Annotated in this window: 20 protein-coding genes and 1 riboswitch; of the genes, 12 read left to right on the plus strand and 8 right to left on the minus strand. The window is 49.9% G+C overall.

Features of this window, described 5'->3' with window-relative positions; genetic code table 11:
* Positions 1 to 4: 4 nt before the first annotated feature.
* The 5 genes from BLR73_RS05780 to BLR73_RS05800 all read right to left on the minus strand — a co-directional run bounded on the left by BLR73_RS05780 (position 5) and on the right by BLR73_RS05800 (position 4,592).
* Positions 5 to 904 (minus strand): CDP-alcohol phosphatidyltransferase family protein, encoded by a 900-nt coding sequence (locus tag BLR73_RS05780; RefSeq protein ID WP_091859918.1) that lies wholly within the window; start codon positions 902 to 904, stop codon positions 5 to 7.
* A gap of 23 nt (positions 905 to 927) precedes the next feature.
* A complete protein-coding gene (locus BLR73_RS05785) occupies positions 928 to 1,713 on the minus strand; it encodes an ATP-grasp domain-containing protein (protein WP_091859920.1) in 786 nt (261 codons plus the stop codon).
* Positions 1,714 to 1,730: 17 nt separating this feature from the next.
* Positions 1,731 to 2,447: a sugar phosphate nucleotidyltransferase gene (locus BLR73_RS05790; RefSeq protein WP_091859923.1), complete on the minus strand. Its 717-nt coding sequence runs from the start codon at positions 2,445 to 2,447 to the stop codon at positions 1,731 to 1,733.
* A gap of 121 nt (positions 2,448 to 2,568) precedes the next feature.
* Complete coding sequence (locus BLR73_RS05795; protein WP_049769129.1) at positions 2,569 to 3,273, minus strand: head GIN domain-containing protein; 705 nt, start codon at positions 3,271 to 3,273, stop codon at positions 2,569 to 2,571.
* A 164-nt stretch (positions 3,274 to 3,437) separates the two neighbouring features.
* Positions 3,438 to 4,592, minus strand: coding sequence for a sensor histidine kinase (locus BLR73_RS05800; protein ID WP_013063465.1), 1,155 nt, complete (start codon positions 4,590 to 4,592; stop codon positions 3,438 to 3,440).
* A 259-nt stretch (positions 4,593 to 4,851) separates the two neighbouring features.
* On the opposite strand from BLR73_RS05800, the gene BLR73_RS05805 reads away from it, so the two are divergent.
* From BLR73_RS05805 to BLR73_RS05840, 8 genes are all read left to right on the plus strand, one after another.
* Positions 4,852 to 6,351 carry a THUMP domain-containing class I SAM-dependent RNA methyltransferase gene (locus BLR73_RS05805; protein WP_091859930.1) on the plus strand — a complete coding sequence of 500 codons (1,500 nt, stop codon included), beginning with the start codon at positions 4,852 to 4,854 and terminating at the stop codon, positions 6,349 to 6,351.
* Positions 6,341 to 8,494 (plus strand): S9 family peptidase, encoded by a 2,154-nt coding sequence (locus tag BLR73_RS05810; RefSeq protein ID WP_091860167.1) that lies wholly within the window; start codon positions 6,341 to 6,343, stop codon positions 8,492 to 8,494. Before BLR73_RS05805 ends, BLR73_RS05810 begins: the two co-directional genes overlap by 11 nt.
* Before the next feature lie 36 nt (positions 8,495 to 8,530).
* Entirely contained in the window at positions 8,531 to 9,817 is a 1,287-nt protein-coding gene (gene purD, locus BLR73_RS05815) for a phosphoribosylamine--glycine ligase (protein WP_091859933.1), read from the plus strand.
* A gap of 13 nt (positions 9,818 to 9,830) precedes the next feature.
* Positions 9,831 to 10,772: a hypothetical protein gene (locus tag BLR73_RS05820; RefSeq protein ID WP_013064817.1), complete on the plus strand. Its 942-nt coding sequence runs from the start codon at positions 9,831 to 9,833 to the stop codon at positions 10,770 to 10,772.
* Positions 10,748 to 11,200, plus strand: a complete 453-nt coding sequence (locus tag BLR73_RS05825) for a YqaA family protein (protein ID WP_013064215.1) — start codon at positions 10,748 to 10,750, stop codon at positions 11,198 to 11,200. The genes BLR73_RS05820 and BLR73_RS05825 overlap by 25 nt, the downstream gene beginning before the upstream one ends.
* Before the next feature lie 99 nt (positions 11,201 to 11,299).
* Positions 11,300 to 14,665, plus strand: a complete 3,366-nt coding sequence (locus tag BLR73_RS05830) for a DUF2723 domain-containing protein (RefSeq protein ID WP_091859936.1) — start codon at positions 11,300 to 11,302, stop codon at positions 14,663 to 14,665.
* Positions 14,666 to 14,668: 3 nt separating this feature from the next.
* Complete coding sequence (locus tag BLR73_RS05835) at positions 14,669 to 15,280, plus strand: polysaccharide deacetylase family protein (protein WP_028907694.1); 612 nt, start codon at positions 14,669 to 14,671, stop codon at positions 15,278 to 15,280.
* Between the two features lie 37 nt (positions 15,281 to 15,317).
* Positions 15,318 to 17,666: a glycoside hydrolase family 3 C-terminal domain-containing protein gene (locus BLR73_RS05840; protein ID WP_233456401.1), complete on the plus strand. Its 2,349-nt coding sequence runs from the start codon at positions 15,318 to 15,320 to the stop codon at positions 17,664 to 17,666.
* A 15-nt stretch (positions 17,667 to 17,681) separates the two neighbouring features.
* Here BLR73_RS05840 and BLR73_RS05845 read toward each other — a convergent pair whose 3' ends face one another.
* Complete coding sequence (locus BLR73_RS05845; RefSeq protein ID WP_143010889.1) at positions 17,682 to 19,421, minus strand: phosphatase PAP2 family protein; 1,740 nt, start codon at positions 19,419 to 19,421, stop codon at positions 17,682 to 17,684.
* Positions 19,422 to 19,601: 180 nt separating this feature from the next.
* Here BLR73_RS05845 and preA point away from each other — a divergent pair, with 180 nt between their 5' ends.
* The 4 genes from preA to BLR73_RS05865 all read left to right on the plus strand — a co-directional run bounded on the left by preA (position 19,602) and on the right by BLR73_RS05865 (position 23,863).
* A complete protein-coding gene (preA, locus tag BLR73_RS05850; protein ID WP_091859944.1) occupies positions 19,602 to 21,062 on the plus strand; it encodes an NAD-dependent dihydropyrimidine dehydrogenase subunit PreA in 1,461 nt (486 codons plus the stop codon).
* Positions 21,059 to 21,769, plus strand: a complete 711-nt coding sequence (locus BLR73_RS05855) for a hypothetical protein (protein WP_143010890.1) — start codon at positions 21,059 to 21,061, stop codon at positions 21,767 to 21,769. Before preA ends, BLR73_RS05855 begins: the two co-directional genes overlap by 4 nt.
* A gap of 2 nt (positions 21,770 to 21,771) precedes the next feature.
* A complete protein-coding gene (locus tag BLR73_RS05860) occupies positions 21,772 to 22,749 on the plus strand; it encodes a metallophosphoesterase family protein (protein ID WP_176763630.1) in 978 nt (325 codons plus the stop codon).
* Positions 22,750 to 23,065: 316 nt separating this feature from the next.
* A complete protein-coding gene (locus BLR73_RS05865; protein WP_091859949.1) occupies positions 23,066 to 23,863 on the plus strand; it encodes a M15 family metallopeptidase in 798 nt (265 codons plus the stop codon).
* A 130-nt stretch (positions 23,864 to 23,993) separates the two neighbouring features.
* A riboswitch (cobalamin riboswitch) is annotated at positions 23,994 to 24,180 on the minus strand.
* Between the two features lie 12 nt (positions 24,181 to 24,192).
* Here BLR73_RS05865 and BLR73_RS05870 read toward each other — a convergent pair.
* Positions 24,193 to 24,690, minus strand: a complete 498-nt coding sequence (locus tag BLR73_RS05870) for an Lrp/AsnC family transcriptional regulator (protein WP_013065330.1) — start codon at positions 24,688 to 24,690, stop codon at positions 24,193 to 24,195.
* Positions 24,691 to 24,698: 8 nt separating this feature from the next.
* Positions 24,699 to 25,142 carry an ExbD/TolR family protein gene (locus tag BLR73_RS05875; protein WP_033150144.1) on the minus strand — a complete coding sequence of 148 codons (444 nt, stop codon included), beginning with the start codon at positions 25,140 to 25,142 and terminating at the stop codon, positions 24,699 to 24,701.

Consider the following 25,142-nt stretch of genomic DNA (forward strand, 5'->3'; position numbering starts at 1 on the left):
AAAATTATAATTTAGCACAGAGGGCCTCGTGCTTGTGGTGCATGTACATATACATGGCCTGGAAGACGGTAATCTCTACCAAGGGATATACCCAAGGGCAATCCAGCAGACAGGTGACATAGATGGTGATGGCGCGTGCATTGAAGGTGAGCAGGTTGGTGTACTTCATCAAAGGACGACTACCTGCTAACAGGCGCTGACGGATATCCTCGGAGGGTTGCTGCTTCCAAGCGGCAAAGAACTTCTGGAAGTTGGGTGTGCGCTGCTCCTGACTCTTACAGTAGTTGGCATAATTATAATAGAACACGCGCGAGAGCACATCGCTCTTAGGCAACGACTCGTAGTGCGCACGCTGCTGCTTATAGTTATCCAACTCGCTACCATCCTTACCCAACAGGAAGAAGAGGTGGATCTGACGGTAGTAGTCGGCCAGAGAGCTCTGTTTGGCATGCAGACCGATGCCAGCAGCGGCACACAGCAGGAAGCCCCAGAAGCGCCACTCGATATCGGTGCCAGGGATGGTCTGATACCACAAGCGGGCCACAATACCCAAGTAGATAGAAGTGAACCACAAATCGCCCGAGAAACCATCGAGCATACGACCAATCAGGGTTTTCTTACCAGTGATACGTGCCATCTGACCGTCGGTAGAGTCGCAGAAATTAGCGAACATCAGCAACAGTACACCATAGATGTTATGCAGCAGGTCGGTGTAATGAAACATCCAACCAGCGCCCACGCCTAAGAATATCGATACAATGGTAATGACATTGGGGTGGATATCAAGTTTGTTCCACAACAATGCAAATACCAGTCCTATAGGACGTGTGAAATGCACGTCCAACCACTCTTCAGTATCCTCCGATTTAAATGATAATTTCAGTAATTCCTTAAATGTTGCCATTATATTATTTGACTATTTTACTATTATACTATTTTACAATTGTCAATTAGTGCGGCAATCGCACTTGCCGCATCTTGTCGGCAGCGCGAAAAGCTGGGCCAGTCGTTGAAATCGATGACACAGTAGCTGCCATCCTCGCGGATGATGCAGTCGCCACCATATACGCTGATGCCTACAGCCTGTGCCAGCTTCTCGGCATCGGCCTGCAGCGCCTCTACCACAAAGGGATAATGACGGGCGGTACCATTACGCAGTTCGTCGTTGAACTTGGTGTCGCCATCATCTGTGGGATAGTAATAGCGGAAGAAGCCCGTACCAGCCACTCCATAGAACTTAACCAGATCGCCAGGCACGTGGGCACTGACGGTATAGGCCGTGATGCCACGCTGCTGGAAGGCAGCTATCTTCTCGTTCAGCTCGGTCTGATTAGCCGCAAACTGCACATCACTCTTATCCTGTGCAGCCGCATCGCCACGCTTCAGCCAGTAGCCATGAGCCCCCTGGCGTGGTGGCATGGGCGTGCCAATCTGTTGCATGAGCGCCTCTAACTGGCAGCGCGCGCAGTTTGCAATGCCTGCTGAGGTGTTGATGGTGGGATAATCGCGCAGTAGTTCGAGGGTCTGTGGCAGGCGTCCCATCGAGAAGATACGGTGGTAACCGGCAGGATTAAACGGCTGCTCCTCGCTCACCATCTCTACCTCGTAACCAGCCGCACAAAGCTTAGCGCCTACTGCCTCGAGTATCGCCTTGTCTTTCTCAACCGAATTAGGTGAGAACACCTCCGCCCGCTGTACTAATAGTATCTTCAATTCTAAATGTTTAATCTTTAATGTTTAATGTCCAAAAAGGCTTCTGCCTTTTCGATGTCGCTCGCATGGTCGATATCCAGCACCTTTGAGAAGGGGTAAGCCTTGAGCAACAAGCCATCGGCCACCAGGGCACGCTGGAAGTTGCGCATACGACTCTCGCCACGCTCGATACAACGCTGCAATACAGGGATGGCCTTAGGTGTTAAGCCATAGATGCCACCACTGATATACTTAGGTTGCTCACAGGTATCAAAGAAGCCTGTTATCTGCAGGGCATCGTTGGTACCCACATACAGGGGTTTCTCGTCGTCGATATAATCGGTAACGCCCATCAAGCCATCCACCTCGCCTGTCTGTGCCAGCAACTCAAAGGTCTTGGCATAGGTAGCAAACTCCTTTTCGCGGAAGATGGTATCTACGGTGGTGAGCACAAAGGGCTCGTCGGTGAGCCACTGACTCAGCTCCCAGGCACTGTGCATAGAGCTGGGGGTACTCTTCACAATAAACTTCAGGGGCACTTGCTTTGCCTCTGCTATCTCCTTCAGATGCGCAGCCACAGCCGTCATCTGTTCATTACAAATCACACATATTTCGCTGGCGCCATTGGCCATAAACACACGTATCAAACGGTCGATCAGATGTTCGCCACCCACTTCTACCAGGGGCTTTGGCGCCTGTACGCCTTCTTGTGCCAATCGCGATCCCTCGCCAGCAGCTATAATTGCATATTTCATCCTGAATCGTCTAAAATTACTAGTTTTCGGCGGCAAAGGTACGCATTTTTACCGAATTACGAAAACTTTGGCTATATATTTAGGTTTTATTTACTATAAAACCATAAAAAAAGGTGGGGTTTTAACGCCCCACCTTGAGATTATCGGTATCGATGTCGCCTGAGCCACTTTTATGTTTGTTCATGGATTGAACCGTGCCCCGGAGGTCGATATCACCCGAGCCCATGAGCTGGGCATCGACTGAGCCACAGCCTTTTGCAAACTCAACATTCACATCGCCAGAGCCACGCAGGGTGATACGGGTAGAGGCGGCATTCTGCTGGCGCAGGTTGATATCACCCGAGCCAATCAATGTCACATCAGTCTCACGGGTATCGAGGTTGCGGATAGAGGCATCGCCTGAGCCTACCACCTCGAGATTGCAGCGATCGCACAGCAAAGACGAGAACTGGATGTCGCCAGAGCCCTTTAAGTTGATGGTGATATTATCGGTATCCACGGTTCTCTCGCTGATAAAATCGCCAGAGCCAGCCAAGGAAACCGACACGAGATCGGGTGAAGTAACGTACACAGCCAGCGTGTAATCGCCACCGAAATTGATGTTGAACATGCCTATCTTACCACGATTGCGGATGGTGAGTTTGCCATCAGACACTTCGGTGATGATGTTATCAACAATATCCTTAGGACCTTTGACCTTGACCGAGAACGAGTCGGCCTGCTGGTAGTAAACAGTGGGTGAGCCATACACCTCGATTCCCTCGAAACCACGTAATGAACGACTCTCGGTAACCTTCGGACCGAAATCACCAAACTTAAACGACATATTTTCGCGACTGCAGCTGCAAGAAGTCAGCAGAAACGCAATAAGGACGAAAAGAAATATTTTTTTCATTAAACATTAAGTATTAAACATTAAACATTCAGAAACTTTTCTGACTGTTAGACGGAGTAAACAGCAGAAAAGTTGCAAGGGGGCGAAACTTTTTTTTAGCTTAATGGCAGCTCGACCCAGAAACGCGAGCCATTATCAAGCACAGAATCGACACCAATGCTACCACCTAAGCTCTCGACATGACTCTTGGCTACCGACAGGCCTAAGCCTGTGCCAGGCACATACTCATCGACCTTGAAGAAACGTTCGAAGATGCGCTCCTGATGCTCCTCGGCAATACCCTTACCTGTATCGAGCACCCACAGCAGGAGCTTGTCGCCTTGCTGCAAGTCGAAGCCCAAGGTGATAGAACCCTGTGCGGTGAACTTGACGGCATTCTGCATGAGGTTGTTGACAATCTCCTTGAACTTGGTGATATCGGTGTTCATCAGAATCTCGGGATAAGGGAACTGGGTGGCCAGAACCACGGTGCTGCCATCTACCATGGTGCGGTAGTAATCGGCAATTTCCTGCAGCACAGGCACGATATTAGTCTGCGACTTGACCAGACTCTTGGCCTCGGCCTCGACCTTCGACATGCTGACCAATCCATCGATAATATTAAGCAGCTTATAGTTATTTTTCTGGATTTCGGAGATGAGTTGGTTACGATCCTCCTCGCTCTCAACCACCGGCAGCAAGTCGGCAAAACCTACAATGGCATTAAGCGGCGTACGGATTTCGTGACCCATGTTTGCCAGGAAGGCGGTCTTCAGGCGGTCGCTCTCCTCGGCCTTGTTACGGGCAGCAATCAGGTCGGCCTCCATCTGCTTCTGCGCATCGATACGCATAGAGGTACCTACGATACGGGTTGGATTGCCATCCACATCGCGGGCAGCAATGGTACCATAACTCTCCTCCCAATAGTACAGGGCACCCTTACCCAGTTTTACACGATACACCTCATGATAAGAAGGCGAGGCACCGGTACAGATTTTATCGATGGCCATCCACACACGCTGGGCATCGGCCCTATCGATGACATTGGTGAGATCTTCGATAGGGAATTCGGGCGGACCCACCAGGCCACCTTTGTTATCACGGAAATCGGCATCTACATAAAGCATTTTGGTAGGCACATCGATATGCCACGTACTGAGCTTCATGGCCTTGAGCACAAACTCGGACTCGACATTGTTCTGGCGCACCTTTTCGAGCTCGACCAACTCGGTCTGGAGCTTACGACCAGCGCGACGCTGAACAAAAATCATGATGAACAGCCACAAGAACAACAACGCACCGCCCAACCAAAGGGCCGGAACGAGGTACGGACTTTCCGATTGCGTGTATAGTAGCAAATTATACATCTTGGGTTTTGAATTAATGTGGCAAAAGTAAGGAAATTATTTGGAAAACGAGCATTTTTTGGCCGTTTTTTATAAAAAACGAAGATTTTTTGTTAGATTAACAGTAAAAAAGCGCATTTTTGGGCGAACTTTCATTACCTTTGCACGCTGTAAACTATTAGAAATGGAGCAAAAGTTTGAATTGATCGCCAAAACGTTTATGGGACTGGAACCTGTACTGGCGAAAGAGCTGACCCAAATGGGGGCTAACGATGTTGAAATCGGTAGACGAATGGTTTCGTTTACGGGTGATAAGGAAATGATGTATCGTGCCAACTTTCAGTTGCACACGGCTATCAGAATTCTGAAGCCAATACGCCATTTTAGAGCTAAGAGCGCAGACGATGTGTACGAAGAGATCAAGAAGATTGACTGGACTGAATATCTGGGTACCGACAAGACCTTTACGGTTGACTCGGTAGTCTTCTCTGAAGAATTCCGTCACTCAAAGTTTGTTTCGTATAAAGTAAAGGATGCGATTGTTGACCAATTCCGCGAGAAGACGGGCAAGCGCCCCAATATATCGGTGGCCAACCCTGACATCCGACTGAACATGCACATTGCTGAAGACAAATGTACGCTGAGTCTCGACTCGAGCGGTGAGAGTCTGCATCGTCGTGGCTACCGCCAGGAGAGTGTAGAGGCACCACTGAACGAGGTGCTGGCAGCTGGTATGATTCTGCTGAGCGGATGGCAGGCCGATACTGATTTTATCGACCCCATGTGTGGTAGCGGTACCCTGCTGATTGAGGCTGCCCTGATAGCCAAGAACATGGCACCGGGATTGTTCCGCAAGGAGTTTGCCTTTGAGAAGTGGCCTGACTTTGATGCCGACCTGTTTGATGAGATCTACAACGACGAGAGTCAGGAGCGTGAGTTTAACCACAAGATTTACGGCTACGACATCGACATGAAGGCTGTGAACACCGCCCGCATGAATGTGAAGGCAGCCGGACTGAGCGATATCATCACCGTAGAGCAGCAGGACTTCAAGAACTTTACACAGCCTGTCAACAAGAGCATCATGATATCGAACCCACCTTATGGTGAGCGTATCTCGACTCCCGACCTGTTGGGTACCTACAAGATGATTGGTGAGCGACTGAAGCACCAGTTCAAGGGCAACGACGCCTGGATACTGAGCTATCGCGAGGAGTGCTTCGACCAGATTGGATTGAAGCCCAGCATCAAGATTCCCCTTTACAACGGCAGTCTGGAGTGCGAGTTCCGTAAGTACCAGATGTTTGACGGTAAGCTGAAGGACTTCCGCTCGGAAGGTGGTGTGGTGAAGACCGAAGAGGAGAAGCGCCAGATGGCCGAGAAGCACCGCTTTAAGAAGGAGCGCGAGTTTAAGAAGCGCCTGGAAGAGAAAGAGGAGAACGAGGAGGCCGATATTCTGAACTTTACTTTCCACAAGCACGATCTGGGTAGAAACCGCGGCGGACATGAGAGCTTTGACCGCAGTGGCAAGGACCGCAAAGAGCGTAAGGAGTTTAGCAAAGGCGACCGCAAGGAGTTTGGTAAGGGCAAGGACCGCAAGGACTTTAAGCGTGGCGGCAAGCGCGACTTCAGCAAAGGCAAGGACTTTGGAAAGAAAAAGAGATTTGATGATGATGAAGATTAAACTGATGGTGGCCGCACTGGCCATGATGATGACTGCCACAACCATGAGCGCTCAGGATAAGAAACTGTTTACACTCGAAGACCTGAACTTCGGCGGTAACAACTATGCCAACCTGCGTCCACAGAACATGTGGCTGACATGGTGGGGCGAGCAGCTGATACAGCAGGATGTAGAGGCCTGCTACACCATCAACACCAAGACAGGTAAGAAAACCCTGCTGTTTACACTCGACGACATCAACAAGTGGGCAGGCAGTGATGATACCAAGTACGTGCGCCACCTGATGAACGCCACATTCCCCTACCCCAACAAGCCTATCGTGAAGTTGGGTAACAGGAAGGCGGTGATACTGCTCGACTTCAAGGCCAAGCAGGTGATCTGGCAGGACAGCATAGCCGGACAGCAGGCCTACGACTGGAACGCCACCTCGCGTGCCACAGCCTATGTGGAGAACCACCAGCTGTATGTGGTGGATGGTGCCGGTAAGAAGCACCAGCTGAGCACAGACGGCAGCCGAGAGATTGTGTACGGTCAGAGTGTGCATCGTAATGAATTCGGTATCGACAAGGGTACCTTCTGGAGCCCTGATGGTAGCAAACTGGCTTTCTATCGCATGGACCAGAGCATGGTAACCGACTACCCACAGGTAGATATCTTCCCACGTAACGCCAGTTACGAGCCCGACAAGTACCCCATGGCTGGTATGACCAGTCATCAGGTGACCGTGGGTGTGTTTGACGTGAAGAGCGGTAAGACCGTATATCTGCAGGCTGGTGACCCAACCGACCGTTATTTCACCAACATCAGTTGGGCTCCCGATGCCCAAACGGTGTATATGCTGGAGCTGAACCGCAAGCAGAACGATTGTCGATTGGTATCGTACGATGCCAACACAGGCGCCAAGATAACCGAGCTGTATCGTGAGACATCGGAGAAATATGTGGAACCACAGCACCCCATCGAGTTCCTGCCTTGGGATGCCAGTAAGTTTGTGATGCAGAGTCAGAAGGATGGCTACAACCACCTGTACCTGATGGATAAGAGCGGTAAGCAGCTGAAGCAGATTACCAGTGGCAAATGGGTAGTGATGGAGGTGTTAGGCTTTAACCTGAAGGATAAGTCGGTGATTATCGCCTCGAACGAGCTGAGCCCCCTTCAGCGTAACCTCTGGGCTGTAAACATCAGCACAGGCAAGCGCACCCTGCTGGATAACGGTAAGGGCGTACATCGTGGTGAGCTGTCGGCAACAGGTGCCCTGTTGTTCAACAAATATCAGGAACCCACCGTTCCTAATAACATTGAAGTAACCAGCACCCACCACCCATCACCCATCACCTTATTGAAAGCCGCTGACCCCTGGGCAGCCTTCGAGCAGCCCATCTATGAGAACGGCAGCATCAAGGCCGCTGATGGCACTACCGATTTATATTATAGAATGGTGAAGCCACACGACTTTGACCCCCATAAGAAATACCCCACTGTGGTGTATGTGTATGGCGGTCCTCACGCCCACAACGTAGACGCCTCGTGGCACTGGGCCAGCAGATCGTGGGAGACCTACATGGCACAGAAAGGCTACATCTGCTTTATTATCGACAACCGTGGCTCGGAGAATCGCGGACGTGATTTTGAGCAGGCTACCTGGCGTCAGTTAGGACAGGTAGAGATGCAGGACCAGATGAAGGGTGTGGAGTTCCTGAAGCAGCAGTCATACGTGGATACAAACCGACTGGGTGTTCACGGCTGGAGCTTTGGTGGATTCATGACCATCAGTCTGATGACCAACTACCCCGACGTGTTTAAGGTAGGTGTAGCAGGCGGTCCGGTGATCGACTGGAAATGGTATGAGGTGATGTATGGCGAGCGCTATATGGGTACCCCACAGGATAACCCCGAGGGTTATGCCAAGAGCAGTCTGATCAGCAAGGCCAAGAACCTGAAGGGCAAACTGCAGATTATCACGGGTTATAACGATAACACCGTGGTGCCACAGCACTGCCTGAGTTTCCTGGATGCCTGCATCAAGGCCGGCACACAGCCCGACTTCTTTGCCTACCCAGGCGAGGAGCATAACATGCGTGGTCATGCCTCAGTGCACCTGCACGAGCGCATCACCCAATATTTTGAGGATTACTTGAAATAACAAATTGTCAAATCGTAAATAGTCAAATCGTCAAATATGAAAATCTTACTGTTAGGAAGTGGCGGACGTGAGCACGCCTTAGCTTGGAAAATTGCTCAGAGTGATAAATGCGAAAAGCTTTACATTGCCCCAGGTAATGCCGGAACCAGCAACTGCGGAGAAAACGTAAACATGAAGGCCGACGACTTTGAGGCCATCAAGCTGTTCGTAGTTGAAAAGGGCATTCAGATGGTAGTGGTAGGTCCTGAGGATCCCCTGGTAAAGGGTATCTACGACGACCTGAAGGCTGATGAGCGCACCAAGAACGTACCAGTGATCGGTCCCTCAAAGGCAGGTGCCGTGCTCGAAGGCTCAAAGGATTTTGCCAAGGCCTTTATGGAGCGTCACCACATCCCCACAGCCCGCTATCAGACCTTTGATGGCGAACACCTGGAAGAGGGACTGAAATTCCTGGAGACACTCGAGGCTCCCTATGTGCTGAAGGCTGATGGTCTGTGCGCTGGTAAGGGTGTGCTGATTCTGCCTACACTCGACGAGGCCAAGAAAGAGCTGAAGGAGATGCTGGGCGGTATGTTCGGTAATGCTTCGAGTCGCGTAGTGATCGAGGAGTTCATGAGCGGTATCGAGTGCTCGGTGTTCGTACTCACTGATGGCAAAAACTATAAGATTCTGCCCGAGGCCAAGGACTACAAGCGTATTGGCGAGCACGATACAGGTTTGAACACCGGTGGTATGGGTAGCGTTACCCCCGTGCCTTTTGCCACTAAGGAGTGGATGCAGAAGGTAGAGGATCGTATTATCCGTCCAACCGTAGAGGGTCTGGCTGCTGATGGCATCGACTACAAGGGCTTTATCTTCTTCGGACTGATTAACCGCACCAACACCCCTAGCAAGGAGGCTGAGCCATACGTGATTGAGTATAACTGCCGTATGGGCGACCCAGAGACAGAGAGCGTGATGCTGCGCCTGAAGAGCGACCTGGTTGACCTGTTGGAAGGTGTGGCCGAGGGGAACCTCGACCAGCGTGCCATCGCCTTTGATGAGCGTGCTGCCGTGTGCGTGATGCTGGTATCGGGTGGTTATCCACAGGAATATAAGAAGGGCTACCCCATCACAGGCATCGAGGATGTGGAGGGCAGCATTGTATTCCACGCCGGTACAGCCCTGAAGGATGGCGAAGTAGTGACCAATGGCGGACGCGTAATTGCCGTATCATCATATGGTAAGGACAAGGCCGAGGCCCTGCAGAAGTCGTTCGAGGAGGCACAGAAGATTCAGTTTACCGACAAATATTTCCGTCGAGACATCGGAGCGGACTTGTAGTGAATAGTGAATAGTGAAAAGATTTCAGAATAAAATAGCTGAGAGCCGTCGCACGTTGCCGATTACCATCCTGTATGGTGTCGGCATCTGGCTTTTGGCGGGGTTGGTACATCAGGGTTGGTGGTTCCAGTTCCTGTGTTTCTTTGCATCGGTATATGCCATGATTCACCTGAACAACATCAACATGCTGATACGTATCTACAGTCGCTCGGTTTCGGTATTTTATATTCTGTTGGCTTGTTCGGCCACCTGGATGTTCGGATCCATCCTAGGTACGGTGCAGGTGCTCAGCATGGTAATAGGCTTGTTGCTGCTGTGCTCGTGCTATCAGGACCAGAAGAGCGTGGGGCGCACGTTCTACCTGTATATGCTCATCAGCATTGTGAGTCTGTTGGAACCGCACTTCCTGTTGTATGTGCCCATCTTCCTGTTGCTGATGGCTACCACCATCTACTCGTTGAGCTGGCGAACCTTTTTCGCAGCACTCATCGGACTTGTTACACCCTACTGGCTCTATACCGGTTGGCGACTCTACATCTACAGATACCAGCCTGAGATGGCTTTCGACAATCTAAACCGCTTTACCGAGGTACAGTGGAGCACCGACTATAGCGCTGTAAACACCCAGCAGTGGGCGTATCTGGCTTTGTTGGTAGTGCTGTTTATCGTGGGTACCATCCACTTCTGGATGAACAGTTACAAGGATAAGATACGTGTGCGCCAGATATACAACAGTATGATGATGCTCACCATCTACACCCTGCTACTGATGGCTGTGCAGCCTCAGCAGTACGACACGTTTATTGGTATGCTCACCATCGTGGTGTCGCCCATCGTGGCCCACTTCTTTACGCTTACCAATAGCAGACTGAGCAACCTGTTCTTTATCGTAACCATGGCCACAATCCTATTCCTAACAGGCATGAACCTATGGATTTCATCATCAGCTTTCTAACCCAATACGGCTACTGGGGTATGCTGTTGGCAGCCTTCCTGGCTGGCAGTTTCTTTCCATTCTCGAGCGAGGCTGTGATGGTGGGACTGATGGCCACAGGACTTGACCCATGGAGCCTGATGATATACGGTACCATAGGTAACGTGCTGGGCAGCGTGTTCAACTACGGTGTGGGACGCATGGGTAAGATAGAATGGATAGAGAAATACCTGCATGTAAAGAAAGAAGACCTTGACAAAGCCCACCGTTTTCTGGCAGGACATGGTGCATGGATGGGGTTCTTTGCCTTTCTGCCTGTGTTAGGCAGCGCCATCACCATCGCTTTGGGACTGATGCGATCGAACGTGGTGATTACGTTCATAGCCATAACCCTAGGCAAATTATTCCGTTATGTGGTATTAATCTATGGTGCAGGATTGTTTATGTAAGTTAATTCTCAATTATCAATTGTAAATTATCAATTATATTTATTACCTTTGCACCACCAAACGCGAATTTTAACGTTAAAGTAAAAAAAATAATTTGTAATGAAACAATTTAGATTAGTAGACAACACGTTGGGCTGGCTGACATTCCTGATTGCGGCCTTTGTCTATTGTTCTACCATCGAGCCGACAGCCTCGTTCTGGGACTGTCCCGAATTTATTACCACTGGTTATAAACTGGAGATTGGTCACCCACCTGGGGCACCTTTCTTTATGTTGACAGCAAACCTGTTCTCGCATTTTGCCAGCGACGCCACCCAGGTGGCCCGTATGGTAAACACCATGAGCGCCCTGCTGTCGGCTACGTGTATCCTGTTCCTGTTCTGGACCATCACACACCTGACACGCCGACTGCTGATTAGCAACTGGAGCGAGCTCAGTATGCCCAAACTGATTGCCATCGAGGCATCAGGACTGGTAGGTGCCTTGATCTACACCTTCAGCGATACCTTCTGGTTCTCGGCTGTTGAGGGTGAGGTTTACGCCTACTCATCGGCCTTTACCGCTGTGGTATTCTGGCTCATACTGAAATGGGAGGATCAGGCCGACGAGCCTCATAGTGATCGCTGGCTGATTCTGATTATGTATATGACAGGTCTCTCGATTGGTGTACACCTGCTGAACCTGCTGTGTGTGCCTGCCATTGTGCTGGTATATTACTACCGTCGTTTCCCCGATGCCAACCTGAAGGGTTCGCTCATCGCACTGGCAGTATCAGTAGTGATCCTGGCTGCTGTGCTATATGGCGTAGTACCTGGTATCATCACTGTGGGTGGCTGGTTTGAGCTGTTCTTTGTGAACACCCTGGGCATGCCATTCAATACGGGTGAGATTATCTACCTGATTCTGTTGGTATCGTGCGTCATATGGGCAGTTTACGAGACCCAGACACAGAAGCACTCGCTGACTATCCAGAACCTGGCATTCCTGCTGTCGGTAGGTATGTTGGGTATCCCCTTCTATGGTTGGGGCTGGTCGGCCTTCCTGATTGGCGTGGTAGTACTGGCAGTACTGTGGTTCCTGCTGAAGTACACCCGTGAAAAAGAGCTGCTCATCACAGCCCGCATGAAGAACACCATGCTGCTGTGTATGCTGATGCTGATGATTGGTTACTCGAGCTACGCGCTGATTGTCATCCGTTCGTCGGCTAACCCACCTATGGACCAGAACTCACCTGAGGACATCTTTACGCTGGGTGATTACCTGGGACGTGAGCAGTACGGACAGCGTCCGTTGTTCTACGGACCCGCCTACACCTCACAGGTAGCTCTGGAGCAGGACGGCAACTACTGCAAGCCTGTGATGAGTAAGGGTAAGCCCGTATATCAGCGTAAGGAGAAAGCTACTACTGATGAGAAGGACTCGTACTTTGTAGTACGCACCAAGGATGAATACAAGTATGCACAGAATATGCTGTTCCCACGTATGTACGATGCCGGTCATGCTGCCGCTTATGAATCGTGGATGGGTGGTGTTGATGGCTCGCAGGTACCTTACGACCGCTGTGGCGAACAGATGATGGTGAAGGTGCCCTCGCAGCTGGAGAACCTGCGGTTCTTCCTGAGCTATCAGTGTAACTTTATGTACTGGCGCTACTTTATGTGGAACTTTGCCGGACGACAGAATGATATCCAGGGCAACGGTGAGCTGGAGCATGGTAACTGGATTACCGGCTTCTCGTTTATCGATGATGCACGCCTGGGCGACCAGAGCATGCTGCCTACTGAGCTGAAGGAGAACAAGGGACATAACGTATTCTACTGCATGCCACTGATACTTGGTTTGCTGGGCTTGTTCTGGCAGGCTTGGTACACCCGCAAGCGTAAGACCGTGGTGAACGGCGTAGAGAAGACCGTTGAAGAGCCTATCGGCATTCAGCAGTTCTGGGTGGTATTCTTCCTGTTCTTTATGACAGGTCTGGCCATCGTGATCTATCTGAACCAGACACCTATGCAGCCACGTGAGCGCGACTATGCCTACGCTGGTTCGTTCTATGCCTTTGCCATCTGGTGTGGTATGGGTGTAGCTGCCATCATCGACTGGCTGAACCGCAAGCTGAAGAAGGAAAACCTGGTAGTGGCCGCTGTGATTGGCGTTGCCTGTCTGCTGGTGCCCATCCAGATGGCCAGTCAGACTTGGGACGACCACGATCGCTCGGGTCGTTACTGCTGTCGCGACTTCGGTCAGAACTACCTCATGACCTTGCAGGAAGAGGGTAACCCCATTATCTTTACCAATGGTGATAACGACACCTTCCCATTGTGGTACAACCAGGATACTGAGGGATTCCGTACCGACGCACGTGTATGTAATCTGTCGTACCTGCAGACCGACTGGTATATCGACCAGATGCGTCGCCAGGCTTACGACTCACCTTCAGTGCCCATCACCTGGAGCCGACTGGAGTACTGTGCCGGTACCAACGAGTACGTACAGGTTGACCCATCGCTGAAGGCTGAAGTAGAGAAACTGTATCGTGAGAACCCAGAGGAGGCTAAACAGAACTTTGGTGAGAAGCCATTCGAGCTGAAGAATATCCTGGAACGTTGGGTTCGTTCGAAGAATAAGGATCTGCATGTGATTCCTACAGATACCGTATATGTAACCATCGACAAGGAGGCTGTTCGTAAGAGTGGCATGATGATGGCTGCTGATACCATCCCCGATCAGATGGTGATCTCGCTGAAGGGTAAGAACGCCCTGTACAAGCAGGACCTGATGATGCTGGAGATGATTGCCCAGTGCAACTGGACACGTCCTATCTATGTAGCTACTACCGTAGGTTCGGAGAACTACATGAATCTGGGCGACAACTTTGTTCAGGAGGGCTTGGCTAACCGTATCACCCCATTCACCACCAACGCCCCTGGTGCCAAGAACTTTGATACTGAGAAGACGTATAACAACGTGATGAACAAGTTCAAGTTCGGTGGTGTGGACAAGGCTGGTATCTATCTTGATGAGACTGTGATGCGCATGTGCTATACCCACCGCCGACTGCTGTCGCTGTTGGCCATGAACCTGGTTCAGGAGGGTAAGGACAAGCAGGCTAAGGCTGTATTGGCCAAGGCAGAGAAGGCCCTGCCAAGCTACAATATCCCACACGACTACCAGAGTGGTTCGCTGGATCTGGCCAAGGCATACGCCCTGACTGGACAGCCTAAGAAGGCCCAGCAGATTATCGATAACCTGTGGAAGAAGTCGACTGAGTACATGCTGTGGTACTGCTCGCTGAGCACCGACCGCTTCGCCATGTCGCAGCAGGAGTGCATGGTTCACATGTATATCCTGAACCAGATTCTGAATCTGGAGTCGGTTGTTGACGAGAAGCAGGCCAAGGAGAAGGAAGCACAGTTTAAAGCCATCGGCAATCTCTACGAGACCAAAGGTGGCACATACGGAGAGTAAATCATGTTTATAGAGCAACCAGCTATCTATCTGCGCTGGCTCTATCCAAGAGCATACTGGCGAATGGACCGTCGCGTGAAGGCAGTGTACCTGACCTTCGACGACGGTCCTATCCCAGAGGCTACCCCATTTATTCTCGATACCCTGAAAGAATTCGGCGTGCGTGCCACCTTCTTTATGGTGGGCGATAACGTACGCAAATATCCGGAACTATACAAACGTATTCTGGCTGAGGGCCATCAGGTGGGCAACCATACCCACAACCACATAGGTGGTTTGCGCCATACCGTGAAGGAATACAGCTACAACGTGGAGAAGGCCAACGCCTATATACACAGTCACTATGTGCGTCCACCACACGGTTGGATGCGTATGGCACAGTATGCCTGGCTGAGCAGAAAATACAAGATTGTGATGTGGGACCTGGTGACCCGCGACTACTCGAAATGGATGACCGCCGAAGATGTGGTTAATAATATAAAGAGGTACGCGCGTAATGGTTCGATCATCACCTTCCACGACTCGCTGAAGAGTATCAACAAACTGAAGACAGCCCTACCAGAGTCGCTACAATGGCTGAAGGATCAGGGCTATGAGTTCCGTATCTTCCCATAACCTCCATGTAATTACTAAGATTAAAGGCATCAACAATATGAAAAGATTACTAACAACTTGCTTATTAGCAACAACATTTGCAATGACAACAAACGCTCAACCCCAACTCCGCGCCGATAATATCGACGAGGTAATCAAGGCAATGACCCTTGAAGAAAAGGCCAAACTTTTGGTTGGCGGTGCCAACAACTTTTTCAGTGCTAACGCCGTAGTGGGTGGCGAGGCCGACCTGGTGGCTGGTGCTGCTGGTACATCGCCTGCCATACCACGTCTGGGCATTCCTGCCACAGTGCTGACCGACGGTCCTGCCGGTGTACGTATCGACCCGACACGTAAGGATACCGACAAGACTTACTATGCCACAGCCTTCCCTATCGGCTCGTGCCTGGCTTCGACCTGGAACACTGAGTTGGTAAACAAGGTAGGACAGGCTATTGGTAATGAGACCAAGGAGTATCGCTGCGACGTGATTCTGGGTCCTGGTATGAACCTGCATCGCAATCCCCTGTGCGGACGAAACTTTGAGTACTACTCGGAAGACCCTCTGCTGACAGGTAAGATTGCAGCAGCTTATATTCAGGGTGTGCAGAGTCAGGGTGCCGGTGTGAGTGCCAAGCACTTTGCCATCAACTCGCAGGAGACCGACCGTACTGCTGTAGATGAGCGCGTGAGTCAGCGTGCTGCCCGCGAGCTGTATCTGCGTGGTTTCGAGATTGCCGTTCGTGAGAGTAACCCTTGGACCGTGATGTCGTCGTACAACCAGATTAACGGTCAGTACTCGATGGGTAACCGCGACCTGCTGACCAAGATTCTGCGCGAGGACTGGGGCTTTAAGGGTATCGTGATGACCGACTGGATTGGTATTCGCGAAGGTCTGCCTACCATCACTGAGGTACAGGCCGGTAACGACCTGATGGAGCCAGGACAGCCTGCACAGGTGAACGAGATTATCGAGGGTGTGAAGAGCGGTAAGCTCGACATCGCCGATGTGGATCGTAACGTGCGTCGCATGCTGGAGTATATCGTGAAGACCCCAAGCTTCAAGAAATATCCTGCCTCTAACAATCCCGACTTTGTGGCCCATGCCGCCATCACCCGTCAGAGTGCCAACGAGGGTATCGTACTGCTGAAGAACAATGGTACACTGCCCTGGAAGAACGGCAACATTAAGACCGTGGCCCTGTTTGGTGAGAACTCATACGACTTCCTGAGCGGTGGTACCGGTTCGGGTTGTGTTCACCCACCTTATGTGGTTGACATGCTGGAGGGTTTGAAGAATGCCGGCATCAAATCGAGCGAGACTCTCACTGATATCTATCGCAAGTATATCGAGTTTGCAAAAGTAAAGTTCCAGGCTGAGCGTCATCCTGCCAAGTGGTACCAGAACGAGTACTTCGGACAGCAGAAATATCCTGAGATCGGTCTGGATCCTATCTGTGTGAATAAAGAGGTGAATGGTGCCGATGCAGCTATCATCACCATCGGTCGTCAGGCTGGTGAGGGTGTAGATCGCGACATCAACACCGAGTTTAACCTGAACGCTGAGGAGCGTGCCCTGATTACAAATGTGTGCAACGCTTTCCACGCTGCAGGCAAACCTGTGATTGTAATCATCAACTCGGGTAGTGTGATTGAGACTGCCTCATGGAGTGGTTATCCCGATGCCATCCTGTGCGCTTGGCAGCCTGGTATGGAGGGTGGTAACTCGATTGCCGACCTGCTGACTGGTAAGGTGAATCCTTCGGGTAAGCTGACCATGACATGGCCTATTGCTGCAACTGATCATGCATCGACCAAGAACTTCCCTGGACAGATTGACGACTACTCGCTGCAGCAGATGATTGGTAACAAGACCCCAATCCCTGGACATGCCTACACCAACCATGAGGAGGATATCTACGTAGGTTATCGCTATTTCGACACCTTTGGTCGCGATGTGGCTTACCCATTCGGATTCGGACTGAGCTACACCACCTTCGCCTTCTCAAAGCCTGTAGTAAAGGCCAAGGGTAAGGATGCTGTTGAGGTGAGCATCACCGTTAAGAACACCGGTAGCGTTAGTGGTAAGGAGGTGGCTCAGGTATATGTGAAGGCTCCTAAGGGCAACCTGGAGAAGCCTGCACAGGAGCTGAAGGCCTTTGCCAAGAGTCGTGAGTTAAAGCCTGGCGAGAGCGAGGTGCTGACCATGACCATCCCTGTACGCATGCTGGCCAGCTTTGACGAGGCTAACAGTCAGTGGTTGACCGAGGCTGGTACCTATACCTTCTGTATAGGAAATAGCAGCCGCAACATTGCTGCGACTGCTACACTTAAGTTAGGTGAATATACCGAAAAGACTACGAATGCACTGGCACCTCAGCACAAACTGAATCTGCTGAAGCAGTAAGCACGTCGCATCTTTTTAGAATGATATTGTTAAGGAGCCGCCAATTACGAAAGTATGGCGGTTCTTTTTTATATGTGTGTTCACAGGCGACATCTCCGATATCATGTCAGCAGCATATGCCGGATCTATCTCCTGCATCATCTCCGCAAAGTCGAAATATGTCGGGAGAGCCGAATGCATGAACTGTGTGGGATTATACTCCAACGTATAGGTCTTACGGGCCATATCATAATCTACAAACAGGCGCCAGGCATAATTCTCCTTGTAGGCATAGGTCAGCGAGATACCTGTTCCCCACTTAAAGGTGTTGTTGGCATTCAGCGTAAAGTAATCCCATTTGGTATCGTAGGTCTCATCTGTCTCGTAGAAAAAATTGGGATCATCATCCAAGATGGCCATGGGGTTGACATCCACCACCTTACCCTGGTAATGGGCAGAGAGATTCAGCTCCTGCATGATACTACGACCGGCCAGCAACTTGGCGCCCATAGCAAAACGCTTAGAGAGTGGCAGATTGAAATACACACCAAGGTCGGCAGCGAACTCTGTCAGGTGGTCGCTCTCAATCGTAAACTGAGGCTGTTTATCAGCTGTTCTGAAGACGATATTATTCAGTGGTCTCAGGTCCATGTCGGCATCAAGATCCTTAAACATCTCCTTCACATCCTGGTCGGCATAGTTCAACACGCGGTCCCAGCCATTGATAGGTGTGCTATTCACACGCAGACGACCACCCACACCAACATACTTATTGAAGAAATAGGCACCCTCGGCAGATACGGCAGTAGAAGCACCAAACTTCAGGTTAAAGTTGTCGTGGGCATCACTCATGGTCTCCGCACCGAAGTCGAGCGATTGCGAACCTAATCCTAATCCCATCGAGATAGAGAAGAACGATGGATGGTCGATGATGCTACGCTCGCTGATGGCATCGCCACGCAACAGACCCTTACCCTTGAAAATCAGGTCGCTCATGGCATAAGCCAACTCACCCGACATGATACCTACACCAGCACCTGAGAGCACATCGCTTACCCAGTGACGGTTGTTCAGCACACGCATCACACCAGTAGCTGTGGCCACGCCATAACCAGCCACAGAGTACCAAGGCGAACGGGTTAAGCCATACTCCTTATGCAGAATGGTAGCACCCACAAAGGCTGTAGCAGTATGTCCGCTGGGCCATGAGTTACGTGTAGAACCATCGGGGCGCATCTCCTTGGCGGTGTACTTAATACTGTTGACAAACAATGCCATGAAACCATACGACATAGCAGTTGAGGCAAGATAACGGCCCCAATCGCTACGACCCTCTACACCAGCAATCTTCAAGCCAGTAGCCATCACCGGACCAAAGAACTGGGTGTAGTTATCAATCTCGGTCTTAAAGTCGGTCACCAGTGTGTGACGGTTATCACCGGTGTTCTGACGAAACGATTTCTTCTCGCCCTTGGCAATGATACCAGCCACAAACAAAGGGATACCAGCAAAGGTGAGATCGTCCATCACCTTATAGGGTTTTACACCAGGGTTGGTACGCATCCACGTGAGCTGATACTTCTCGCTGCTACCCATCAAAGGCGACATGGGCAGTTCCAGTTCCGGGCGATAATCGGGGGCTGCCTGACAATCAAGTTTCATCTCCATCACAGGCGTCTGCAACTTCAACGGTTCCAGATTGATATCAAGATCAGCGGCTTTTGCTACGTTGCCCATAGCAAACATCATGAGTAATACAAAAAAAGTTTTCTTCACCGTTATAATTATTTAGATTAGAATGTTTACCTATTTATAATTGCAAAATTATGAAAAAATTGAGATAACCGGGTGGATTTTTGTTTTAATTTTTGTTAATTCTGCCAAAATTCCAAAAAATATCGTATCTTTGCAGACATAAAAGGGACGTTTTGTTATGAATGATTAAAAACTACGATTATGATGCATAAGTACGAAGAAGCGGTACGCTGCTTGTTATGCGAGGATGCTCCTTGCACCAAAGCGTGCGGTAAAGGTGACGTGGCCAGAGCCATCCGTGCCATCCGATTTGATAACGAAAAGAATGCCTGGCGCTGGGTAACAGGTTGTACTGACGACGATCTGTTACGTGCCGAACAGGCGTGTATCCACTACGATCAACCTATCAGAATCAAGGAACTGCTGGCAGAATGCGCATCTGCCAATGAGCTGATGGGTGATGCCACGCAACAATCGTTGGGTATCACATTCTGCGGCATTGCCTGCGAGAATCCCTTCTTCCTGGCATCGTCGGCTGTGTGTACCAACTACGATATGGTGGCACGCGCCTTTGAGGCTGGTTGGGCAGGTGTGTTCTATAAGACCATCTGTAAGCAGGATATCCGTGAGGTATCGCCCCGTTTCGATGCAGTAAAGAAAGGCACTACCTTTGCGGGATTCCGTAACATGGAGCAGTTGTCGGAGAACCCCTATGAGGTAGATTTCGACATCCTGCGCCGATTGAAGCAGAACTACCCCACCAAGGTGGTAATTGCCTCGATTATGGGACAGTTTGAGGAGGAGTGGATAGAGTTGGCCAAGTTGGCCGAGGAGGCTGGCTGCGATGCAATAGAGTTGAACTTCTCGTGCCCACAGATGCGACTGGCAGGTATGGGTAGCGACATCGGTCAGGATCCGGAGTTGGTGAACTTCTACACCAGCTATGTAAAACGTAGCGTAAAGATTCCTGTGATTCCCAAGATGACACCTAACATCACGCAGATGACCCGTCCGGCTATGGGGGCTTACTTTGCTGGTGCCGATGCCATCTCGGCTATCAACACCATCAAGAGTGTGACCATGTCGAAAGAGGCTGAGGTGAGCGGTAAGCAAACCCTATCGGGCTACAGCGGACAGGCTGTAAAGCCCATTGCCTTGCGCTTTATCCTGGAGATGAGTATGGATCCTGTGATTAACGGTACACATGGCAGAGCCATAGAACTGAGTGGTATAGGTGGTATTGAGACATGGCGCGATGCCGTGGATTTCATACAGTTAGGTTGTAGGAACGTACAGGTTTGTACCGCCGTGATGCAGTATGGCTATCGGATTATAGACGACCTGGTATCAGGTCTGCAGACCTACCTGACAGAACGAGGATTTGAGAAGTTAGACGACCTGGTAGGCGAACAGCTGCCCAACTTTGTGAGACCATCCGACCTGGATCGCGACACCATGGTATATCCTAAGGTGGACCGTGAACTTTGTATCGGTTGCGGGCGCTGTTATATCTCGTGTATGGATGGCGGGCACCAGGCCATTGCGTTCGAGGAGCACCAACCACGTATCGTAGGCACCAAGTGCGTGGGCTGTCACCTATGTCGACTGGTATGTCCCACTGGGGCCATCGGACTTACCAAACGTATTCCCAAAAAGAGATGAACAGAATAATCGTTATACTTTGTCTGTTGCTTGGTACTATAACCATGCAGGCACAAAACGCATTTGTAGGTCAGCATCGCTATGATGGTAAGCATAAAAACGAGATATCGGGCTATGCAATAGCAGGTAACAACGTGGTTGTTAGTGGCTATGGCGGTCTCGGTCTCTCGTACAAACGGCATTTGACTGATCGTTGGCATGTGGGGGCTGATGTTCAACAACAATGGGGCAAACAGCTCTACTCGAACGACGTGCAGGGTGGTTACCGGTTGCCCGTCTGGTGGGGTGATATCTATATAGATGGAAAACTGATGTACAACCGCTACAATCGCTGGAATGCCAACGAAACTATCGGGAACCTCTCTCTGACTTGGGAGATGCCGTATTTCTATCTGCGAGTAGGTGAATCGTATATTCATTGGAAAACCGGTGACTTCGGCTATACCGAACCACTGACTCTTACCTTCGGATTCGGAGCCATGATTCGTCCACGTACCAACTCATGGAATATTGGACTCTTTTTCCGTAACTACGACGATTTCTATTATGAGAACTGGAACATCAACTGGGGACTGAATTTTTACGGGAGACTGACCAAACAGATGTACTTATTTGGCGAACTCAATATCCGTCCCGCTGGCAGTATGAGTCAGTTGGCCAGTAAATACGAGACATCGGGAAAATTAGGACTTAAATACGCATGGTGACAATGAAGACTACACATTATATATTATTAGGAGCTGTACTGCTGGTGCTTTCGGCTTGCGACAAAGTGAGTCCGATTGGAGTATTGGTAAGTGGCACGGGTGTTGAGGATCGTGTTAAGATGTCGAATGCCTATTATCAGGGTCATAAGGGTGAAGGTAGTATGCTCAGTGGTTATGAAGGGGATGAATACACATTCTTAGTGGGTGCTGACAGTCACCTGACAACCGATGATGGTCGTATGCGCGAAATGCTACAGATTGCGCTCGATAACAACGATCTGCTGATGGCGCATCTGGGTGATATCGCCGATACCAAAGCTGAATACTACATCATACTTGAAGACCTGATAGATGAGTATCGAGAGAAATATGCGAAGAAATACTACGCCGAACAGTATTTGAACGATGAAAAGTTCTCGCTTGATCAGGTGAGCTATCCCTTTTATCCAGTGGTGGGCAATCATGATATCACACATAATGGATGGGCATTGTGGTCGAACATATTCCACTCATCGTTCTATGATGTCTATGTGCTGGTAAATCTCGATCCTCCTCAGTTAGATCATTTTATTTTCCTCGACTCGGCCAGTGGTACGTTGGGACGTGAACAGGTCAGACTATTAGAAGAAGGCGTATTGAATGATTATTATGATACAGGTGAGAAAATAATCCGTCATACCTTCGTATTCAGTCATACCAATATCTTCCGTCCGCGATCAGTAGAGTTCGCCTCTACCTTCCCGCGTGAGGAGATGTTCTTCCTGTTGAACAAGTTTAGTGAGTGGGAAACGGATATGGTATTCCTAGGGCATGTGCATAAATGGGACTATCAGAAAGTAGGCGATACCGAATACCTGACGCTCGACTCGATGTGTGAGGCCAACAATCCCCAACCTGGCGATTATCTGGTTCGTGTGCATGTGAAGAAAGACGGCACTATCAGTTGGGAGAAGGTTAGAATGAATTATACCAAAAAATAAAAAAAGGGCGCGCATCAACTGCGGGCCCTTTTGTTGTTAACTATTCGTTTAACATCTACTAACAAAGTTTTTAAAACCAACTACTAACTAAATTCGATTGCAAATATACAACATTGTATGACTGTTTGCAAGTATTTTAACAATATTTACCCGCAGAAATCAAAAAAGTACGCATCTTTGCAAAATGACGACTGCAAGTTATACAATTTTGCCTTAGGTATACGCGTATAAAAAATGTTAAAGTTTTAATTATAGTCCCGACTAATCGAAAAATATCGTATCTTTGCAGCAAGATTTTAAGACAATTTAAGCTATTATGCCAATTAAGAAATACATTCAGCCTGTTTATATACTTGCAATGTGCTTCGTGATTCTACTCACAAGCAGTTGCAAGCGCCAAGCAAATGCGACTGTCACAGCGGTTGCTCCTGATGATGCCAGTGGCTTTGTAACACTGACCGATGCTGTACCCGATGCCATCCTGGAGATACGTTACTTTGGTACCTACAACTTTGTGGGACAGCGTATTGATGGTTATCTGGACCCCACAGCCCTGCTCACCAAGCAAGCAGCAGACAGTCTGCGTGCAGTGAGCGACGACTTGAAGGCGCAGGGTTACCGACTAAAGATTTACGATGCTTATCGTCCACAAAAGGGTGTTGATCATTTTGTACGTTGGGCAGAGGATATACCTGATACACTGATGAAGCGCTACTTCTACCCCGACTTAGACAAGAGCGTACTGTTTGAGCAGGAGTATATCTATGAGAAGAGCGGACACACACGTGGCAGCACGGTTGATCTGACCCTGTTTGACATGAACACAGAGAAGGAACTCGACATGGGTGGCACCTTCGACTGGTTCGGACCAGAGAGTCATCCTGACTTCTGCGGTAATCCCGAAACAGGCGATTACACGGGTGACAACTCGAAGTCGCCCCAGGGCCGTAAGATTACCGAAAAACAGTTTAATAACCGCATGATACTGCGCAACGCCATGCTGGCACATGGTTTTAAACCACTCGACAGCGAATGGTGGCATTTTACACTTGAGAACGAACCATATCCTGATACCTATTTTACTTTTGAGGTGAAACAGCTAAAACAAAAATAAATAGGGAAGGAAAATCTAACGAATGAAAAAACGAAAGGGGGAGATGCTGTCGTCGCGACGGGGTCTCCCCCGAACTTATATAATAATACACGTATGATTGCCTCAACCACCCTTACATCGAGAGTGTTTCAGCAACAAAATCGCAGAAGGCTGGTCTTCAGACTTTCCTCCACTATCCGACGCCTTCTCGCCCAAAACGGGGCAATGGCCTATAGTCGGACAGCCATAATGGAGTTCACTGCTGCGGGACAGTCGGAGATTCTCACTCACATTCCCAATTAAGCACAGTTACGTGCACCTTCGCGGGTGATATTACGCAATATCACCAGTTATCCCTCGGCCGACGCTTCGGCTTCGGTATCTTGTGTCAGCAAATCGGCAATAGGCAGCTGACGGTCGATAGCCGTATGGAACGATATCAGCGTCTCACTGCTTGAAAGGCCGAGTGGCTGCAGCTTATCATGAATAATCGTTAGCAGATGGTGGTTGTTGCGGGCATAGATCTTGATAAACATATCAAAGTTACCCGTGGTAAAGTGACACTCCACCACCTCAGGAATCTGCTTCAGTTGTTCAAGTACCTCGTCGAACTTAGCGGGGTCTTTCAGGTTCAGACCAATAAAGGCACAGGTCTCGTAGCCCACGCTTTCGGGCTCAATCAGGTACTGGGTGCCCTTCAGTACACCCATGTTGTTCATCTTCTGGATGTGCTGGTGAATAGCAGCACCACTTACATTACAAGCACGAGCCACCTCCAGGAATGGAATACGGGCATCGGCGGCTATCAGACTCAGAATCTGCTTGTCGAGTTCGTCAATTTTTACCATAGCAGTAGTTATTTTTTGATTTCTGTTGCACTATAATTAATCTTCAAGGCATAGGCCTGTTGCAGCTGGCGTTTCACCTCGCTGACCAAACCCATGGGGGCCTTTTTATCAACACGCAGACTAACGGTGAGTCGCTGTTGATTCTCTTGAGAGAGCCCACTACGAATCTCTTCGATACGGGCTGGAATATCGCCTGGCTGTACGATGTCGTTGTTGAGCTGTACATGCCAAGCCTCACCTTTATGGCCGATATAGATGTTTACCACAGCCTGCTTATTGGCTAACTTCTGCACCTCGCTGCCCTGAGGCACCTGCAGGCGCACCTTTACCTCGTCGCTACGCATGTGGGTGACAATCATAAAGAAGAAGAGCACCGTAAAAATCAGGTCGGGCATCGAGGCCACATTGAGCGATGGCACACTGCGACGAGTCTGACTGAACTTGCTACGCAT

This window comes from Prevotella sp. khp1 (assembly GCF_900102205.1).
In the GTDB taxonomy this organism is placed as follows: Bacteria; Bacteroidota; Bacteroidia; order Bacteroidales; family Bacteroidaceae; genus Prevotella; species Prevotella ruminicola.

What these genes read in the sequence shown, in the direction of transcription:
- BLR73_RS05840 (WP_233456401.1), top strand. Translation starts at nt 15,318, where the DNA reads ATGAAAAGATTACTAACAACTTGCTTATTAGCAACAACATTTGCAATG.
- preA (WP_091859944.1), top strand. Translation starts at nt 19,602, where the DNA reads ATGATGCATAAGTACGAAGAAGCGGTACGCTGCTTGTTATGCGAGGAT.
- BLR73_RS05860 (WP_176763630.1), top strand. Translation starts at nt 21,772, where the DNA reads ATGAAGACTACACATTATATATTATTAGGAGCTGTACTGCTGGTGCTT.
- BLR73_RS05830 (WP_091859936.1), top strand. Translation starts at nt 11,300, where the DNA reads ATGAAACAATTTAGATTAGTAGACAACACGTTGGGCTGGCTGACATTC.
- BLR73_RS05855 (WP_143010890.1), top strand. Translation starts at nt 21,059, where the DNA reads ATGAACAGAATAATCGTTATACTTTGTCTGTTGCTTGGTACTATAACC.
- BLR73_RS05865 (WP_091859949.1), top strand. Translation starts at nt 23,066, where the DNA reads ATGCCAATTAAGAAATACATTCAGCCTGTTTATATACTTGCAATGTGC.
- BLR73_RS05800 (WP_013063465.1), bottom strand. Translation starts at nt 4,592, where the DNA reads ATGATTTTTGTTCAGCGTCGCGCTGGTCGTAAGCTCCAGACCGAGTTG.
- BLR73_RS05825 (WP_013064215.1), top strand. Translation starts at nt 10,748, where the DNA reads ATGGATTTCATCATCAGCTTTCTAACCCAATACGGCTACTGGGGTATG.
- BLR73_RS05790 (WP_091859923.1), bottom strand. Translation starts at nt 2,447, where the DNA reads ATGAAATATGCAATTATAGCTGCTGGCGAGGGATCGCGATTGGCACAA.
- BLR73_RS05805 (WP_091859930.1), top strand. Translation starts at nt 4,852, where the DNA reads ATGGAGCAAAAGTTTGAATTGATCGCCAAAACGTTTATGGGACTGGAA.
- BLR73_RS05780 (WP_091859918.1), bottom strand. Translation starts at nt 904, where the DNA reads ATGGCAACATTTAAGGAATTACTGAAATTATCATTTAAATCGGAGGAT.
- BLR73_RS05870 (WP_013065330.1), bottom strand. Translation starts at nt 24,690, where the DNA reads ATGGTAAAAATTGACGAACTCGACAAGCAGATTCTGAGTCTGATAGCC.
- purD (WP_091859933.1), top strand. Translation starts at nt 8,531, where the DNA reads ATGAAAATCTTACTGTTAGGAAGTGGCGGACGTGAGCACGCCTTAGCT.
- BLR73_RS05810 (WP_091860167.1), top strand. Translation starts at nt 6,341, where the DNA reads ATGAAGATTAAACTGATGGTGGCCGCACTGGCCATGATGATGACTGCC.
- BLR73_RS05835 (WP_028907694.1), top strand. Translation starts at nt 14,669, where the DNA reads ATGTTTATAGAGCAACCAGCTATCTATCTGCGCTGGCTCTATCCAAGA.
- BLR73_RS05795 (WP_049769129.1), bottom strand. Translation starts at nt 3,273, where the DNA reads ATGTCGTTTAAGTTTGGTGATTTCGGTCCGAAGGTTACCGAGAGTCGT.
- BLR73_RS05875 (WP_033150144.1), bottom strand. Translation starts at nt 25,142, where the DNA reads ATGCGTAGCAAGTTCAGTCAGACTCGTCGCAGTGTGCCATCGCTCAAT.